Source organism: Caldibacillus thermoamylovorans (genome assembly GCF_000751775.1).
In the GTDB taxonomy this organism is placed as follows: Bacteria; Bacillota; Bacilli; order Bacillales; family Caldibacillaceae; genus Caldifermentibacillus; species Caldifermentibacillus hisashii.
Window position 1 is genome coordinate 90341 of record NZ_CCRF01000061.1, and the last position, 16153, is coordinate 106493.

At 37.7% G+C, this 16153-nt stretch carries 16 protein-coding genes; 3 read left to right on the plus strand and 13 right to left on the minus strand.

What is annotated here, in order from left to right:
* Window positions 1-18: 18 nt before the first annotated feature.
* Window positions 19-1287, minus strand: a complete 1269-nt coding sequence (locus BT1A1_RS09820) for a ribonuclease H-like domain-containing protein (RefSeq protein WP_034770571.1) — start codon at window positions 1285-1287, stop codon at window positions 19-21.
* Window positions 1284-3560 carry a DEAD/DEAH box helicase gene (locus tag BT1A1_RS09825; RefSeq protein WP_034770572.1) on the minus strand — a complete coding sequence of 759 codons (2277 nt, stop codon included), beginning with the start codon at window positions 3558-3560 and terminating at the stop codon, window positions 1284-1286. The genes BT1A1_RS09820 and BT1A1_RS09825 overlap by 4 nt, the downstream gene beginning before the upstream one ends.
* 175 nt (window positions 3561-3735) lie before the next feature.
* Here BT1A1_RS09825 and BT1A1_RS09830 point away from each other — a divergent pair, with 175 nt between their 5' ends.
* The gene (locus BT1A1_RS09830) at window positions 3736-4191 is read left to right on the plus strand and encodes an Hsp20/alpha crystallin family protein (RefSeq protein ID WP_051989094.1); all 456 of its coding nucleotides are present in this window, start codon (window positions 3736-3738) and stop codon (window positions 4189-4191) included.
* 143 nt (window positions 4192-4334) lie between these two features.
* Here BT1A1_RS09830 and BT1A1_RS09835 read toward each other — a convergent pair whose 3' ends face one another.
* From BT1A1_RS09835 to BT1A1_RS09850, 4 genes are all read right to left on the minus strand, one after another.
* Complete coding sequence (locus BT1A1_RS09835; protein WP_034770573.1) at window positions 4335-4865, minus strand: YppG family protein; 531 nt, start codon at window positions 4863-4865, stop codon at window positions 4335-4337.
* A gap of 62 nt (window positions 4866-4927) precedes the next feature.
* The gene (locus BT1A1_RS09840; RefSeq protein WP_043988329.1) at window positions 4928-5308 is read right to left on the minus strand and encodes a YppE family protein; all 381 of its coding nucleotides are present in this window, start codon (window positions 5306-5308) and stop codon (window positions 4928-4930) included.
* A 132-nt stretch (window positions 5309-5440) separates the two neighbouring features.
* Window positions 5441-5689 carry a hypothetical protein gene (locus tag BT1A1_RS09845; protein ID WP_141227946.1) on the minus strand — a complete coding sequence of 83 codons (249 nt, stop codon included), beginning with the start codon at window positions 5687-5689 and terminating at the stop codon, window positions 5441-5443.
* A gap of 352 nt (window positions 5690-6041) precedes the next feature.
* A complete protein-coding gene (locus BT1A1_RS09850) occupies window positions 6042-6998 on the minus strand; it encodes a DUF2515 family protein (protein WP_034770577.1) in 957 nt (318 codons plus the stop codon).
* A 101-nt stretch (window positions 6999-7099) separates the two neighbouring features.
* On the opposite strand from BT1A1_RS09850, the gene recU reads away from it, so the two are divergent.
* The gene (gene recU, locus BT1A1_RS09855; RefSeq protein ID WP_034770578.1) at window positions 7100-7699 is read left to right on the plus strand and encodes a Holliday junction resolvase RecU; all 600 of its coding nucleotides are present in this window, start codon (window positions 7100-7102) and stop codon (window positions 7697-7699) included.
* 103 nt (window positions 7700-7802) lie between these two features.
* A complete protein-coding gene (locus BT1A1_RS09860; protein ID WP_034770580.1) occupies window positions 7803-10409 on the plus strand; it encodes a penicillin-binding protein 1A in 2607 nt (868 codons plus the stop codon).
* Between the two features lie 32 nt (window positions 10410-10441).
* Here the strand turns inward: BT1A1_RS09860 and BT1A1_RS09865 are convergent, their stop codons facing one another.
* The 7 genes from BT1A1_RS09865 to BT1A1_RS17935 all read right to left on the minus strand — a co-directional run bounded on the left by BT1A1_RS09865 (window position 10442) and on the right by BT1A1_RS17935 (window position 15937).
* On the minus strand, window positions 10442-10930 hold the full coding sequence (locus BT1A1_RS09865; protein WP_156103214.1) for a YpoC family protein: 489 nt from the start codon (window positions 10928-10930) through the stop codon (window positions 10442-10444).
* Window positions 10905-11573: an endonuclease III gene (gene nth / locus BT1A1_RS09870; protein ID WP_034770582.1), complete on the minus strand. Its 669-nt coding sequence runs from the start codon at window positions 11571-11573 to the stop codon at window positions 10905-10907. Before nth ends, BT1A1_RS09865 begins: the two co-directional genes overlap by 26 nt.
* 11 nt (window positions 11574-11584) lie before the next feature.
* A complete protein-coding gene (locus tag BT1A1_RS09875; protein WP_034770584.1) occupies window positions 11585-12286 on the minus strand; it encodes a DnaD domain-containing protein in 702 nt (233 codons plus the stop codon).
* 83 nt (window positions 12287-12369) lie between these two features.
* A complete protein-coding gene (gene asnS, locus BT1A1_RS09880) occupies window positions 12370-13662 on the minus strand; it encodes an asparagine--tRNA ligase (RefSeq protein ID WP_034770591.1) in 1293 nt (430 codons plus the stop codon).
* 297 nt (window positions 13663-13959) lie between these two features.
* Window positions 13960-15150, minus strand: coding sequence for a pyridoxal phosphate-dependent aminotransferase (locus tag BT1A1_RS09885; RefSeq protein ID WP_034770593.1), 1191 nt, complete (start codon window positions 15148-15150; stop codon window positions 13960-13962).
* Window positions 15151-15226: 76 nt separating this feature from the next.
* Window positions 15227-15724 carry a cell wall elongation regulator TseB-like domain-containing protein gene (locus BT1A1_RS09890; RefSeq protein ID WP_034770595.1) on the minus strand — a complete coding sequence of 166 codons (498 nt, stop codon included), beginning with the start codon at window positions 15722-15724 and terminating at the stop codon, window positions 15227-15229.
* 42 nt (window positions 15725-15766) lie between these two features.
* A complete protein-coding gene (locus BT1A1_RS17935) occupies window positions 15767-15937 on the minus strand; it encodes a YpmA family protein (protein ID WP_072012687.1) in 171 nt (56 codons plus the stop codon).
* Window positions 15938-16153 lie beyond the last annotated feature (216 nt).

Below are 16153 nucleotides of genomic sequence, written 5' to 3' on the forward strand. Positions count from 1 at the left end.
GTCATGACCATGTTCAATTTAATTTGATTTTTCTCTTCTTATTTTTCCTTCCAAACGAAGAATTCTTTTTTCTAATTCTTCCTTTAAATGATTATTTTTATAATCCAAGAGCTGAGTTGATTCATACTCTTCTAATGCCAATATGCTTAATTGTAATGCCTTTTCAAAATCCTTGTTCACATGCTCATGAACTTTTGCCAGCTCGATGCAAGCATTTATTTTCTCTATTCCGTTGCCCAGTTCAATGATTTCTTGCCAAATCGCTTCTGCCATATCTCGCTTCTTCTGTTTTTTATATTGAATGGCAAGATCATACATGCCCTTCCATTTTTCTCTCCCTCGTAAACTTGTTATCGCCTCTTCATATACTTGAATGGCCGCATCCCTTTCATTCAAAGCAGAATACCATTTACCGACGGCTAATTTTTCCCTATTTGTTTGATTCACATCAAGTCCTAATAATTGACAGGAAATATGCGTATATAAAATGATTAGGGATAGTACATCTTCCTCATTATGCTCCATCACCTTAACAATTCCGTCCAGTTGATTGGATTGAAGAAAATCAAAATAAATGATGGGCGCTAAATATCCGGGAACATCTTCTTCCCTTTCGATTCCCAAAACCTCTTTCTCAACGATTGTGAGTTTTACGGATTCTAATTCATCTTTCCATAGTCTCCTTGATGCATGCAGCAAATCAAAATGACCAAATGCCGGAAGCTTCGGTACATGTTCTCTGATCAATGTGTGTCTTGTTTTCACTTGCGGCCAATCAAATGCTTTTCCATTATACGTAACAAGGGTGGTATAATCAACTGATTTCAAAAAACTGTGATAAAGCGGAATTTCACCCCCGGGTTCAGGCAATAAATGTTGTTTCACTACGACCTCATCATCATCAATGAAAGCATAACCTAATAAAAAGATCGTATTGCCTGTTCCACCACCGAGTCCTGTCGTTTCCGTGTCAAAGAAAAACAAATCTGTTGGACGGTACCCTTTTGCGGATAAAGGGTGGAGAAGAGAATGATTTTGCCAAGCATTGACGACATTAAGATAATCAAAAAATGTATATTTCCCCCTTTGTGTTTCAAGAGGATAGCGGACTTCACGAATAAGGCAATATTGATCATCTAATATATATGGAGCAACCCCGAAATTATGCCATTTTTCCAAGTTTGGTATGTCGATAAGTTCTTGTTTTGCTTCCGGTTGCGATTCTTGTTTCTTCGTTCCGGTTGGTAAGTACGACTGATAAACTGCTAACTTGTTTTTTAACTTCATTTAAGCACCCCATTTAAGAAAGCATTCAAAAGGGTAATTGCATCTATTTTGCCGTTTTGTGAAGTACCGTCCGTCCCAATACAAGAAGGACAACCATTCTCACACGGGCAATTTTTTATCATTTTCCTCGCTTCCAGCAAAATATCCGTTATTTTATCGTAAATTTGATCGCTCAGGCCCACTCCACCCGGATAACGGTCATATAAAAAGATCGTTGGTTTTTCATTATGACTCGATTTCAATTGCGGTGTCACATACACATCGCTCGGATCACACATCACATACATCGGCACCATATTTTTTAAAAGATGTGCCATACCGATCAACCCTTGCTCCAGGCGATCTTTATGCCAATTCGGCTCATCCTTTAATGAAATCCATGCCGAAGTTGTATGCAATATTTGTTCCGGTAAATGAATCGGACCGGAACCGATATTTTCATGAGTTTCAAATTTAATCTTTTTAAAAATTGTCGCCATCGCTTGTACAGCCACGTCCCCATATTGAATTTGCGCGACATCCGTTTCTCTTTCCTTATCAACCTCTAAAACTTTCAAATCAACAGCCAAGTTTGCATCTGTATAATAATCCGTTTGCACTTCACGTACAAATGCCTTTTTTTCCTCCCAGTCTAATTTTTCTACCTGATATTGAACTCCTTGATGCATGTAAATTGCCTCATCATGGAGAAGCGTTAAAGCGCTGAAAGTATCCATTTCTCCGATCACTTGTACATGGGCAATGTCGGTTTGGTCAATAATGACTACATTTTCCTGTGAAGCGGAACGAAGACTGATATTATGCGCCGGAAATGAATCGCTCATCCAATGATATTTATTCCCGCTAAAAACAAGAATTTTTTGATCAAGCAGGTAATCGAGTACATCCTCCACATCAATCCCTCCAAACGTTTCTCCTTTTTTAAAAGGTAATTCGAAAGCTGCACATTTTACATGATCAACAAGAATGATTAAATTATCCGGGTTGATTCGGGCAACTTCCGGTGACTGTTTGAAAAAATATTCCGGATGATTGATAATGTATTGGTCTAGTGGGGCTGAACTGGCGACATACAAAATTAGCGCCTCTCCATGTCTTCTTCCGGCTCGTCCGGCTTGTTGCCAGGCGCTCGCAATCGTACCGGGATAACCGGTCATTATACATACTTGTAATTGTCCGATATCAACGCCCAACTCCAACGCATTCGTGCTGACCACACCATAAATATCCCCATTTCTCAGCCCTTTTTCGATTTCTCTTCGCTCTGTCGGTAAATAACCGCCCCGGTACCCACGTATTCCCTTTGGTCCAATCTTATCTTTAATCAACTCTTGTAAATACGTTAAAATAATTTCCACTCGAACCCTGCTTTTCGCAAAAATAATTGTTTGAATTTTATTTTTCAGAAACTCCCCGGCGAGCTTCCGAACTTCCAAAGTTGCACTTCTCCGGATATTTAATTGTTTATTTACAATCGGCGGATTATAAAAGACAAAATGCTTTCTTCCGCTCGGGGCACCGTTTTGATCAATTAACTGCATGGTTTTACCTGTTAAAGCTTCGGCCAGTTCCTTTGGATTGGCAATGGTCGCTGAAGTACAAATAAACACCGGATCACTTCCGTAAAAACGGCAAATCCGTTTTAATCGACGAATAACATTTGCTGTATGGCTTCCGAATACACCACGGTAAATATGTAATTCATCAACGATAATAAATTTTATGTTTTCGAACAGAGAGACCCACTTTGTATGATGCGGCAAAATTCCGGAATGAAGCATATCCGGGTTAGTTATTACGATATGGCCAGCTTTGCGAATTTTTTGCCGGATATGCGCCGGTGTGTCCCCGTCATATGTATAACTATTAATTTCGATCCCCGCTTCATCAATCAATTCATTTAATTCACTTTTTTGATCATAGCTGAGTGCCTTCGTTGGAAACATATATAACGCTCTTGCTTCAACGTTCTCTAAAATCGTTTGCAGAACCGGAAGATTATAACAAAGTGTTTTCCCGCTCGCCGTCGGGGTTACGGCAGTAAAATCCATTCCTTTCATACCATAATCAAAAGCTTCCCGTTGATGACTGTATAAAGAGGTAATCCCCCGCTTTTCTAATGCTGCCTGCAATTTTGGATGCAATTCTTCAGGAAATGGAACATTAATGGCCTCCTTCCCTTCTATCGTTTCCCAATGGATAATATTTTCGTTAATTTCATTTGTTTGTTTCATCCAATTGATGATTTCTTGTAATTGACGCTTACCTAGCATCCACTTCACCCTCTACAATTCATACCAAATTTCCCTTTAACATTTATTATAACGAATACACGTTCCTATATCAAAAAATATTTACCGTACAAACATCGTACCATTAATCTAACACGATTTTTATTATTTTTCATATATTATATCGGAAATAAAAATAAAAAGTGGGGTGGAAAACATGGATGAGCAATTACCGGAAAAAAAGGACAGCCATTCAAATGAAGCTTCTCCATTTTTTCATATTTTTCAGGACCGGCCATTTCGTAATATTTTGGAGACCATTGATCAATTTTTTCAAAACTCCAATTTAAAACCGGGTTTCAAAGTCAATGTTCAAGAAGATGTTGATAAATACATCATATATGCAGAATTACCCGGGGTAAAGAAAAATCAAATTGACATCCATATTTTGGAGAGAAGCATTACCATCACTGTGAATCGTTCAGAAAGTGAGACAATTCAAAATGATAAAGCTAAATCATATACAAAGATACACGAATATGAAAAAGCCAGCCGGACGATTCCTTTTTATCATCCAATTCATTCAAAAAACGCCAAAGCCAAATACCGTGACGGGCTATTGACGATCATCCTGCCAAAAAAATCCGGGAAGAAACTGAATTTAGAAGATTGATGTCTTTAAAAGTTAAATAATTGTTTTATACAAACAGATGAATTTCGCTAATGTCCATTGAAAATAATGGTAACCTACAGCAATTGGTTTTTCGCCAATTGCTTTTCTTAGATATGATGGAAGGACTTGCACTTGGCACATAATTACGATTTAAATAAATGACTGAATCCTTTTAGTAAAGAAGAAACTTGATTGATTACTCCCATGAATTGACCGGCCGTTCCTAGCATTTTATTAAAATCGATGGATCCATCTTTATTTTTAAATGATTGGATAAAGCTGTTCATCGGACTCTGGGGAAAAGATTGATGCGACGCCGATAAACTAAAATTTGGTAATATCTGATTAGAAAAATTTGAAATTTGATTATAAAGTGGGTGTAATGGATCATCCAAAAATTGTGTAAACGGTACATCGTTATTATTAGATGGGAAATGGTTGTCTTGATTAAAAAAAGCACTCGGAGGCCAGACTTGTCCGGGAGCGACACCGGGAAACATACCCTGAGAATTCATTGGTGTTGGACCATGAAAGAATGGCGGTGGGAACGTATTTACCCCTACAGGAAATTGCAGGTTGGCATTCGTACCTAAATGATTTTGTGGCATTCCAAATGTCTCCGGAATCGCATTATATTTTCGTGGAAAAAACTGGTTGTGTGGCAGATGATACATACATATCAATCCTCCTCATGAACTCCACCATATTGTATGATTGTTCGCCTAATCATGTGAATTTAAAAGTTTTGCGGAAACTCATTTTCGTTTATTTCGCTATGTAATTTTTCTAATATATAATGGATTGAATGGAGACGATGTTTAAAACGGGAATAGCTTGTTTTAGGAAAAAAAGCTTGTACACTTATTTCTTTAATATTCTCAATAGTGGCATCGATTTGTTGAATATATAAGTGTTTCGGGTGAGAAGTGACAATGAATTTCTTCGCCAGTTCCCCCCACTCTTCTAAAACGAAATGGACTTCATCAACAAATGGTTTAATAACCGTATAAAAATCTTTTTCTTCTCCCGTTTCCCGTGCATGTTCATAAATGTGATCCATTTCCATTACATAGTGTTTTAATTTTTTCGTTGCTGATACAAGTTGCATTTTGTCCATACATTAACCCCTCCTATCCATCCAATTATATCATAAGTAAAGAAAACCCGGTGATTGCCGGGTTTTCTTTAAACAGTCCTACTGATTGAAGTTTCACAATATCAACGGAAAATCAAAGCCGGACCAATTTTTTTACATTGATGCTGCCTGTTTCATAATCGGCTCCGTATTCCTCACCTGTTGTTTCGTTTGATTTTCTTTCGTCACTTTCATTATTTCCTTTTCTATCGCAGAAATATTTCTTGAAAGGTTACTTGTTTGTTCTATTATTTCTTCCGTTACAACGAGATGCATCTTTTGCTCCACAAACGCTATTTCCATTTCCAAACACTTGATTAATTCCAAAATTTCGCTCGTTTTCACTGTTTTATTGCTTGCCATCTCAATCCCTCCATCCTTCGTTATTATGTAATTTCGACCTGCTTTCATCACTTCCTTCCTGTTTGACAAAACTAGAAGAAATTCGCCAAACAAAGTGGAATTCTGACAAATATTCAGAAATCATTGTCAAAACATGTTTCTTGACCTTTTGTTCATAATAACGATAGGAGGTGCAGCCAATGGAAAAAAAGAAGAAACAAAATCGCGTAACTGAAAAAGAAAATCATGCAGACACAAAAGCGGCTAAAGGAAATCCAAAACTAAATGGCCCAAACCGTCCATCCACTTAAGTTAAAGGAAGACACCACTACATATTGACTTCTTTCCCCATCGTGGTGTCTTCCCTTCTTACCTACTCATTCCACCGCATCCATTCCTTCAAGTTTACCAACAGTTCAATTTCTATATGTTTTTTCCTTAACCAATAAGTCATGTTCACTTCTTCTTCTTTTATGATGGGTGGCAGGAACCATCGTTTTTTAACCCGTTGCTTTTTATCCCAAGATATCCCGGTTAATGGTTCCTGCTTTACAATCGGATACGTTAGTCTTAACATAGGCGTGTTCCGTTTTTTTAACCAAAATTTTTCGTAATCGTACCGTGAACCTGTATGCGGTGTATGAATGGCAAAATCAATAAATGTTTGAAGCCTCCCCGTATCAAATAAAATCCACGCTAATTTTTTCCCGAGTTCGATTCGTTGATCCAGTTTGACAAATTTTTTTACAGTTGCCCCGAAAATTTCACCGTAACAAGTTGGAAAAATAACTGCATTGAAATGAAAAAGTTCCTGCAAATAAAAAGGTACTGTTTGAAATACTTTTTTTTGATAAAATAGTTTTGATATGATTGGCTCTTGTATCAAGTTCTGTTCATTAATAATGAGGGAATACAATAATCGATTTTCATTACCGGTTTGCCAAAATCGAAACCATTCTTGCTGCATAAATGCCGAAACATGAAAATAAGGTAGTAAGTGAAACAAAGGACGCCCTATTTTCGTTGAATAATGATAAAGTAATAATTGTGGATACGCATCTTGAAAAATCAGCCAATTAGCCCGTTCATAAGTTAAAAACAAATACGTGCGATATTGCTTGGTCAACAAGGAGGAATACGATTTGCCTTCCAAATCACACATATTCCAGCCGGCGTTACGGGAAACCAATCCGGCAAGAAAAGCCCATTTAATTTCTTGGTAACGAAAATAAAATGACTCATAACAATTCGTTCGTGATATATTATCTATATTGCCTTTTCTTGTTGTTTGTAAAATATGTTGGATTAATTGCCTCTCGTCATGATTCATCGAGATGTTCACATCCTTTATAAAATTTCGGTCGTTTCATTCCGACCGGTAAATAAACAGCCCGGAGTTGCGCATGAAGAAGGTTTAACGAGGTGGTTAGTTTGGAAATCCATTATCCGAATGGAAAAACGTTTCATTTTAAAAAAGAGGATAGAAAAATAAAAGTAAAAAAATATCAATACGGAAACCGTGGGATGACTTTAGAGGATGATATTAATGAGTCCAATAAATATTATTTGTCAAACAAGATTGCGGTTATTCATAAAAAACCAACTCCTATTCAAATTGTTCAAGTCGATTATCCGGAGCGTAGCAAAGCAGTAATAAAAGAGGCCTATTTCAAAACACCTTCGACAACGGACTATAATGGTGTGTACCGGGGGAAATATCTTGATTTTGAAGCAAAGGAAACAAAAAGCGAAACATCTTTGCCGTTAAAAAATTTCCATGAGCATCAAATTAGACATACAGAAGCGGTACTAGCTTGCGGAGGTATTGCTTTTGTCATTATTCGTTTTTCAAAAACAGAAGAAGTATTTCTTTTAGAGGGTGAACATCTGCTGAAATTTTGGCAACGGATGGAATCAGGCGGCAGAAAATCGATAGCGAAAGATGAAATTATGCAATATGGACATTATATACCACTTGGAATTCAGCCAAGAATTGATTATATTAGATTAATAGAATCTCTATATTATTAGGGGTAAAATAACTTACCTCAAATTGTGAGAAATTCCTTATTCGATATTTGACGGACAATCCCGTTTTCGATTTTGATAAGGAATGAAAGGATGGTCATTGTTTATGACAGAACAATATAAATCAAGAACAGAAAAAAGACGTGCGAACCAGAAAAATAAACAGAAACAACCAAAAGGAAAAGGGAAAAGTATAGCCAAGAAAATATTTTTAACGATGATAATTGTCGGATTTCTATGTTTAGTTGGCGGATTGGGAACCTTTGCTTACTTTGTTTCAGATGCACCAAAACTGGATCCGCAAAAGCTAAAAGTCCCTGTTCCGTCAAAAATTTATGATATGAATAAAGAACTGGTTACCGAATTAGGTACAGAAAAAAGGGATCTGGTTGAATTTAACGAAATTCCGGACCTGATGAAAAATGCGGTTTTGGCAACTGAAGACGTCCGTTTCTTTAAACATAACGGAATCGATTTAATTCGTTTGGGCGGTGCCGTCATTAGTAATATCACCGACGGCTTTGGTTCACAGGGTGCATCTACCTTAACGCAACAGGTCGTTAAGCTCTCCTTTTTATCAGAAGAAAAAACATTGAAGAGGAAGGCGCAAGAAGCTTGGCTTGCTCTGCAACTTGAACGCAATTTTTCAAAAGAAGATATTTTTGAAATGTATGTTAACCGTGTCTCAATGGGTGGGAATGTGTATGGAATTAAAGCAGCGGCTCAAACATATTTCAATAAATCACTCGATGAATTAACATTACCTGAAGCGGCTTTAATTGCCGGCTTACCGCAACGACCGAATGCTTATAATCCATTTGTCAATCCAGATTTAGCCGATCAGAGGAAGAACACTGTGTTATCTCTTATGCATCAGCACGGCTTTATCTCTGAGAAAGAAATGAAAGAAGCTCAAAATATATCTATTGCATCATTAATTGTAAACAAACCGGAGGACACAATTAAAGATGATTCGCCATATGATTCCTTCGTCGATCAAATTATCGAGGAAGTTGAAGCATTAGGTTATAACGCATTTACGGATGGCCTTGAAATATATACAACAATGGACCCGAACGCACAAAAGAGAGTCAATGATATTTTAAATACAGATGAATATATTAAGTATCCGAATGATGAAATCCAAGCCGGGGTCATTTTACTCGATACTCAGTCTGGAGAAATTCGGGCAATTGGCGGCGGTCGCCATCAAAAAGTAAGGCGTGGGCTTAATTATGCGATTGATATAAAAAGACAACCGGGTTCAACAATCAAACCAGTTCTTGATTATGGTCCGGCAATCGAGTATTTAAAATATTCAACATATCAAATTTTCAAGGATGAACCTTATACGTATTCCGACGGGACACCGGTTAAAAACTATAACGGGAAAAATTACGGCGAGGTGACCATGCGTTATGCCTTGCAAGAATCCTTAAATATTCCAGCTGTCAAAGCAATCCAAGCGGTCGGATTAGAAAAAGCGAAAGAGTTTGCCAATAATCTTGGAATTGGATTGAAGGAAATTTATGAATCATATGCAATCGGCGGCTTCGGAGGCGGTGTTTCCCCTTTACAGTTAGCCGGTGCTTATAGTGCTTTTGGTAACGGAGGAATATACAATGAACCGTATGCCATTAAGAAAATTGTGTTATCTGACGGGGAAACCGAAATTAATTTGGAACCGAAACCGGAACGTGTTATGAGCGACTACACCGCATTTATGATTTCTGATATGTTAAAAACGGTCGTCCAAAGCGGTACAGGTAGGGCTGCACAAATTTCCGGCGTTCCGATTGCCGGAAAAACCGGGACGACAAACTATACGAAGGATGAGTTAAAAAAATATAACTTAAAATCATCTGAGTCACCGGATTCTTGGTTTTCCGGCTATTCAACCAATTATACAGCTACAGTCTGGGTTGGTTACGAGAAGAAGGCAAAACCGGTAGATGATACAAAATTACCAATAAAGATTTTTAAATCACTTATGACCTATATGCATGACGGGATCGATACACCTGATTTTAAACAACCGTCAAGTGTTGTTAAATTACCGATTGAAAAAGGTTCCAATCCGGCAAAACTGGCAAGTCCGTTTACACCGGAAAGTAATATTGTCTATGAGTATTTTGTCAAAGGTACAGAACCGAAAGAAACATCAAAAAAATACGAATCGATTCCGGCTGTAACCAATTTAAGCGTTGATTATAACCAACAAAACGCAACGGCAAGCTTAAATTGGAACTATGAAAATGTTGATAATGTCAATTTTGAAGTACATTTATCAGCAGATGGTTCGGGTGATCAAATACTAGGCACAACAGATAAAAACAGCTTTGAGGCTAATAATTTAGTACCCGGATTAAAATATACATTTACGGTTTATGCCGTTTATGATGGCCATAAGAGTGATCCGGCTTCCGTTACCCTTGATCTTTCTTCTTTCACAGATGATTCACCGGATAATAATCAAGGAAATGAGGAAGATACGGATAATGAAGGAACAGACGAACAAGAAGACGATAGTGGAAGCACTCCCGGACAGGGAAATCCTCCGGGAACAAATCCAGGAAACCCAAACCCAGGGAATCCGAACCCAGGAACTCCAAGTACTCCTAATCCCGGAAATGGCGGGAATAACGGAAATGGCGGAAATAGTGGGGGTGGCGGAAATGGTTCATCGCAAAACTCAACCGGTTCCGGCACGTAAATCTTCAATGAAAAGTAAAAAGAGTGAATCGACTAAGTTCGATTCACTCTTTTTTTCATTACCATATATTTATAAAAAATTTTTTCTTGTTCAATCATTAATTCGGATAGTTGGATAAAGGAATGGTACAAAGTCGGTCGCTGCATTAAAAACTGAAGCCGTTCGACGATATTTACCGGTTTCGCCTCAAACAGCACTAATTTCTCCTGTAAATTTTTTAAATCAGTCGGTTCATTGTTTGACCAAAATAACAGTCGGATGAAAAGGCTGATTCCCTTTACCATCAACGGTTTCGTTTCTTTATTTTTTCGTTCTTTAAACAGCCCAGTAAGCTCCTTCAAGTAAGGTTGCCACTCATGGACAATTTGGATAACTGCTTCTTTTTCATTTTTCCAAGGCATGCTTTCATCTATACCGAGATAAAACCGATTTTCTTCAGGAAAAAAATCGGCCGGCGTCAACGAATCAAGATAAAAGAACTCATGTTGTAATCGTTCACTTACCTGCATTTTCCAATTCAAGACCTTTCGTTCGTTTTTTTCCTTCACGACAAAGGGAAAGCAGCGGACATTCCAAACATTTTGGTGATTGGGCTTTGCAATGGTACCGGCCAAAAAAGATCATGCGATGATGGGTAATACTCCATTCATCCATTGGAACTTTTTTCATTAACGTTTTTTCCACTTCCAGAACACTATCTTTCCAACGACAAATGGCCAAACGTTTCGAAACCCGTTCGACATGCGTATCAACAGCAATCGCAGGAATACCAAAGGCAACAGAAACAACAACATTTGCCGTTTTTCTCCCCACCCCGGGAAGTTGCATTAATGTATCGCGATCACTTGGAACTTGTCCATCATATTTTTCTATTAAAATTTGACAAAGCTTTTGAATGTTTTTTGCTTTGTTCCGGTATAAACCGATTGACCGGATATCTTGTTGTAATTCATCTAACGAAACTTTTAAATAGTCCTCAGGCCGCTTATATTTTTCAAACAAAGATTTTGTTACTTTATTGACAAGGGCGTCTGTACATTGAGCAGACAAAACAACTGCAATTAAAAGCTCAAACGGATTCGAATGATTTAATTCACAATGGGCTTTTGGAAACATTTTCCCCATTTCATCCAAACAAAAACGTATCTCCTTTTTCGTTAACATATTCACTCCCCTTAACTTTCTAACCAATTATAAAACGGCACCGCTTCGGTTTTCTTTTGCTTTTCCTGCCCGCGGTTTTTTTGTTGCCCGTTGCGGAAATGTCTGCTTTGATCCTGTGCTTGTTCCACAGTTTTAATCCCGGCTTTTTTCCATTCAAAGAGAATCCGATCGATATAGCGGAAATTTAATTTTCCTGATAAAACAGCTTCCTTCAATGCAGCTTTGATGAGAGCGGGACTATGATGATCATTATCGATCCACATCGATAAAGTTTCACATTCTATCGGGGATAATGCTCTGGCAAATTCTTGCTCAAACAGGGTAAATAGCGAGCCTTCTTCCAGATTTGTTTGAAATTGCAAATCTTCCTGTTCATGAAGCGCATGCTCATTGATCAGTTTTAGCCAAAGTGGTTTTAGAGAATATTTTTCGAAATAAATGCCCTCTTCTGTCTGACCTTTCAAAATCTCCAAATACCCTCTTTGGATTAAAGTTAAGATGGTTTGCGAACAATGCTCAGTCGATAATACCATCCGCTCGGCAATTTCATCAATGGTAGGGAACTCTTTACCCTTCTCGATAAAATTGTAAATATGTAGAATAACCATACACTCGATATCGGTTAACCCGATTTTTTTATAATAACGGAATAAAAAAGAAGGAATCGAAATAACCCCTTCTTCAATCCAGGAAAGGAACGTGTTTTTATTCATATTTGACACCTCAAAATTAGTATAGCATGAATAAAAAGTTAATGAAATAGGGACTGTCATAAGTGTGACAATCCCTCTTCTTTCTATGGATATAGACGGTTTAATAAACGCGGGAATGGAATGGTTTCTCGGACATGTTCACAACCGGCAATCCAAGCAACGGTTCTTTCCAAGCCTAAACCAAAGCCGGAATGTGGAACAGAACCGTATTTCCTTAGATCTAAATACCAACTATACGTTTCTAAAGATAATTGATGTCGTTCAAGTTCTTGTTTCAATAAATCATAGTCATGGATCCGTTCAGAACCGCCAATTATTTCACCATAACCTTCCGGGGCAATTAAATCGGCACATAACACGACATCATCACGGGTCGGATCCGGTTGCATATAAAACGGTTTAATGGCTTTCGGGTAATGGGTAATGAACACCGGCTTATCAAATGAATTGGCAATCGCTGTTTCATGCGGTGAACCAAAATCGTCGCCCCACTTGATATCATCAAAACCTTGTTCGTGTAAAAATTTAATCGCATCATCATATGTAATTCTCGGGAACGGAGCTTGAACTTTTTCTAATTTCGTTGTGTCACGATTTAATATTTTCAATTCCAACGAACAATTTTTCAAAACCGATTGAACCACATAGGAAACATAGTCCTCTTGAACTTTTAAATTGTCTTCAAATTCATAAAAAGCCATTTCCGGTTCAATCATCCAAAACTCGATTAAGTGACGGCGTGTTTTTGATTTTTCTGCACGGAAGGTTGGTCCAAAAGAAAACACTTTTCCAAAAGCCATTGCCGCTGCTTCCATATATAATTGACCGCTTTGAGAAAGATACGCATCTTCGTCAAAATATTTCGTATGGAATAATTCCGTTGTTCCTTCAGGCGCACTCCCCGTCAAAATCGGAGGATCAATTTTTATAAAACCTTCTTTATTGAAGAATTCATAAGTTGCCCGAATAATTTCGTTTCTTATTTTCATATTGGCATGCTGACGTTTTGAACGTAACCAAAGATGACGGTGGTCCATTAAAAACTCCGTACCATGTTCTTTTGGTGTAATTGGATAATCATGGGCTTCGTGGATTAATTCCAATTTGGTTACTGATAATTCATAGCCAAACGGTGAACGCTCATCTTCACGAACGATACCCGTTACATACAAAGAGGATTCTTGCGTGAGTGATTTCGCTAATTGAAAAACTTCCTCAGGTACTTCATTTTTAACGACAACACCTTGGATGAAACCCGATCCATCACGAAGTTGCAAAAAGGCAATCTTCCCGCTGGAACGTTTATTGGCAAGCCAAGCTCCGATCGTTACTTCTTGTCCAACATAATTTTTCACTTCTACAATCGTTGTCTTCACAAACTTCCCTCCAAAAATACTATCTAAAGCCCTTCTTTATTATACAGCTCCAAAAATTCACTAGCAACGTTTCCTAAACTTACGCCGCACCTATCATAGTCAGTTCGATATGAACTATCCATCAATGGGTCACTGATGGAAGTTTCGCTTTATCCCGTACGAACGGGCACTAAATCTTCCTCTTTACGTTTAGAAAAAATTTTCGATGCAATTAGTGAAAGATAAGTGCCCGTATGTACCCGATTGGCTCAACTAACCATCAGTGGGGCTCCTCTCCCCACTGATGGAAGTTTCGCTTTATCTTAAAGTCATTTTAGTTTCCACAAAGTTTTTAATACGAGCGGCAGCCTCTACTAAAATATCTTCACTTGTTGCATACGATAAGCGGATATAGTCAGGCGAGCCAAATCCTGTTCCCGGAACGACTGCAACATGCGCTTCACTCAATAACGCTTCAGCAAACTTATCAACGGTATCATAACCGGTCAATTTTGCTGCTTCTTTCACATTAGGAAATAAATAGAATGCGCCATGAGGTTTGACACAGGAAAATCCAGGTATTTCCATTAATTTTTCATAGAATAGGTTTAACCGTTTTTCAAATTGAAGCTTCATTTCTTCCACGCTTTTTTGACTGCCACGATATGCCGCAATGGCTGCATATTGAGATGGAGTGGCCGGATTTGATGTGCTTTGGCTGGCAAGAGATGTCATTTGTTTAATTAATGCTTCGTCCCCTGCTGCATAGCCAATCCGCCAACCGGTCATCGCATGAGACTTTGATACCCCGTTAATAATCACCGTTTGCGATTTTAATTCTTCAGAAAGTTGGGCAATCGAAACATGTTGTTCATCACCATAGATTAATTTTTCATAAATTTCATCAGATACAATAAGAATATCATGATGTAAACAAATCTCACCTAAAGCAGAAAGTTCATCACGACTATATGTCATTCCGGTCGGATTGCTCGGTGAATTAATAATTAGTGCTTTTGTTTTATTAGTAATAACTTGCTGTAATTTTTCCGGCGTTAGTTTAAACATGGTTGTTTCATCAGTTTCAACAAATACGGGAACACCACCAGCCAGTTTTACTTGCTCAGGATAAGTGACCCAATATGGTGCAGGGATAATGACTTCATCTCCATCATTGATCAGTGTTTGAAACAGTAAGTAAAGCGCATGTTTTGCCCCATCGGTTACAATAAGGTTTGAGGGTTCATAGCTTAATCCTTGGTCTTTAGCAAATTTTTCAATGATTGCTTGTTTCAACTCTAACAAGCCACCAGAGGGAGTGTACTTTGTTTTTCCCTCTTTCAAAGCTTGGTAAGCAGCTTCAATAATATGCTCAGGTGTGTTAAAATCGGGTTCGCCGACACCTAAACCGATCACATCTATTCCTTTCCCTTTTAATTCATTGGCCAGTGCGGTTATTGCCAATGTTGCCGACGGAGCCAATGTTTTGATTCGATTTGCTAGTTCCATCCGTGGTTCCTCCTTCATTTGCCGGTTTTATTTATATCAAAAATTACTGAATCGACAACGTTTTTGAGCCTATTTTCTATAAATTATACACTCTGTACCATTCCCCATTATAAAAATCAACATATAAAATACTATAACGGTCTTCCTGATCCCGATAGGTTATTTCATATGCCGGAGCATTTTCAACCATTCCTAATTTTACCCGAATAATTTCTTTCGGCTTTTTATCATTCGATAAGGTAGTTAATCCACCCCGTACAAAGTTTAGTAATTCTTTTTCAGACATGCCTTCATTTTTTTCTTTTACAATTATATCTTTTTTTGCATCTTCCGGAACCCAGACAAAAATCTCTTTGTCCTTATCATTCTTACCCTTAATGACATAATAGCTGTCTGTATAATGAAACCAATCAACCGAAGTAACAGACACTAAATTCGTCTCCTTTTCCGCTCTTTCAATTGCTTTCGTTTCGCCTGTTTTCACCGGTTTTGTAGCCGAGATATATATTGATATGAATCCGATCGTTAACAGAACAACCGAAACGATCGAAATCATGAAAATTTTAAATTTCATCATCCGTCCCTTCTTTTCAATGAAATGATTATTATGTAGCCTTTATGTTCGGTAAATGGTAAAAATAGCTTTTTTTTGATCTTCTTTATCTAATGCGAGTCCAAACATTAAATCTTCTTTTTTTAATGTTCGATTTAAAATATCAACGATTTTATAAAGGTCCGGTGAATATTCCACCTTTATTGTCGAAAGAACCTCTATCTTTCTTTCCATAAATCATCCTCCCCGGATCTTGTGAAACCAATTTCCATCATATGGCAAGTCTATAGGCGACTCGTAATGACCAAGCAGGTCCTTTGACTTGCCGCAAACAACGAGAAATCATTCCTTTCTCGACAGCTAAAGAATATTAAAAATCTTTCTTTATTATACCAAGAAAATAGTGTGAAAGATAACTGCTTTCTCCCGATCTTGAAAAAATTTATTACT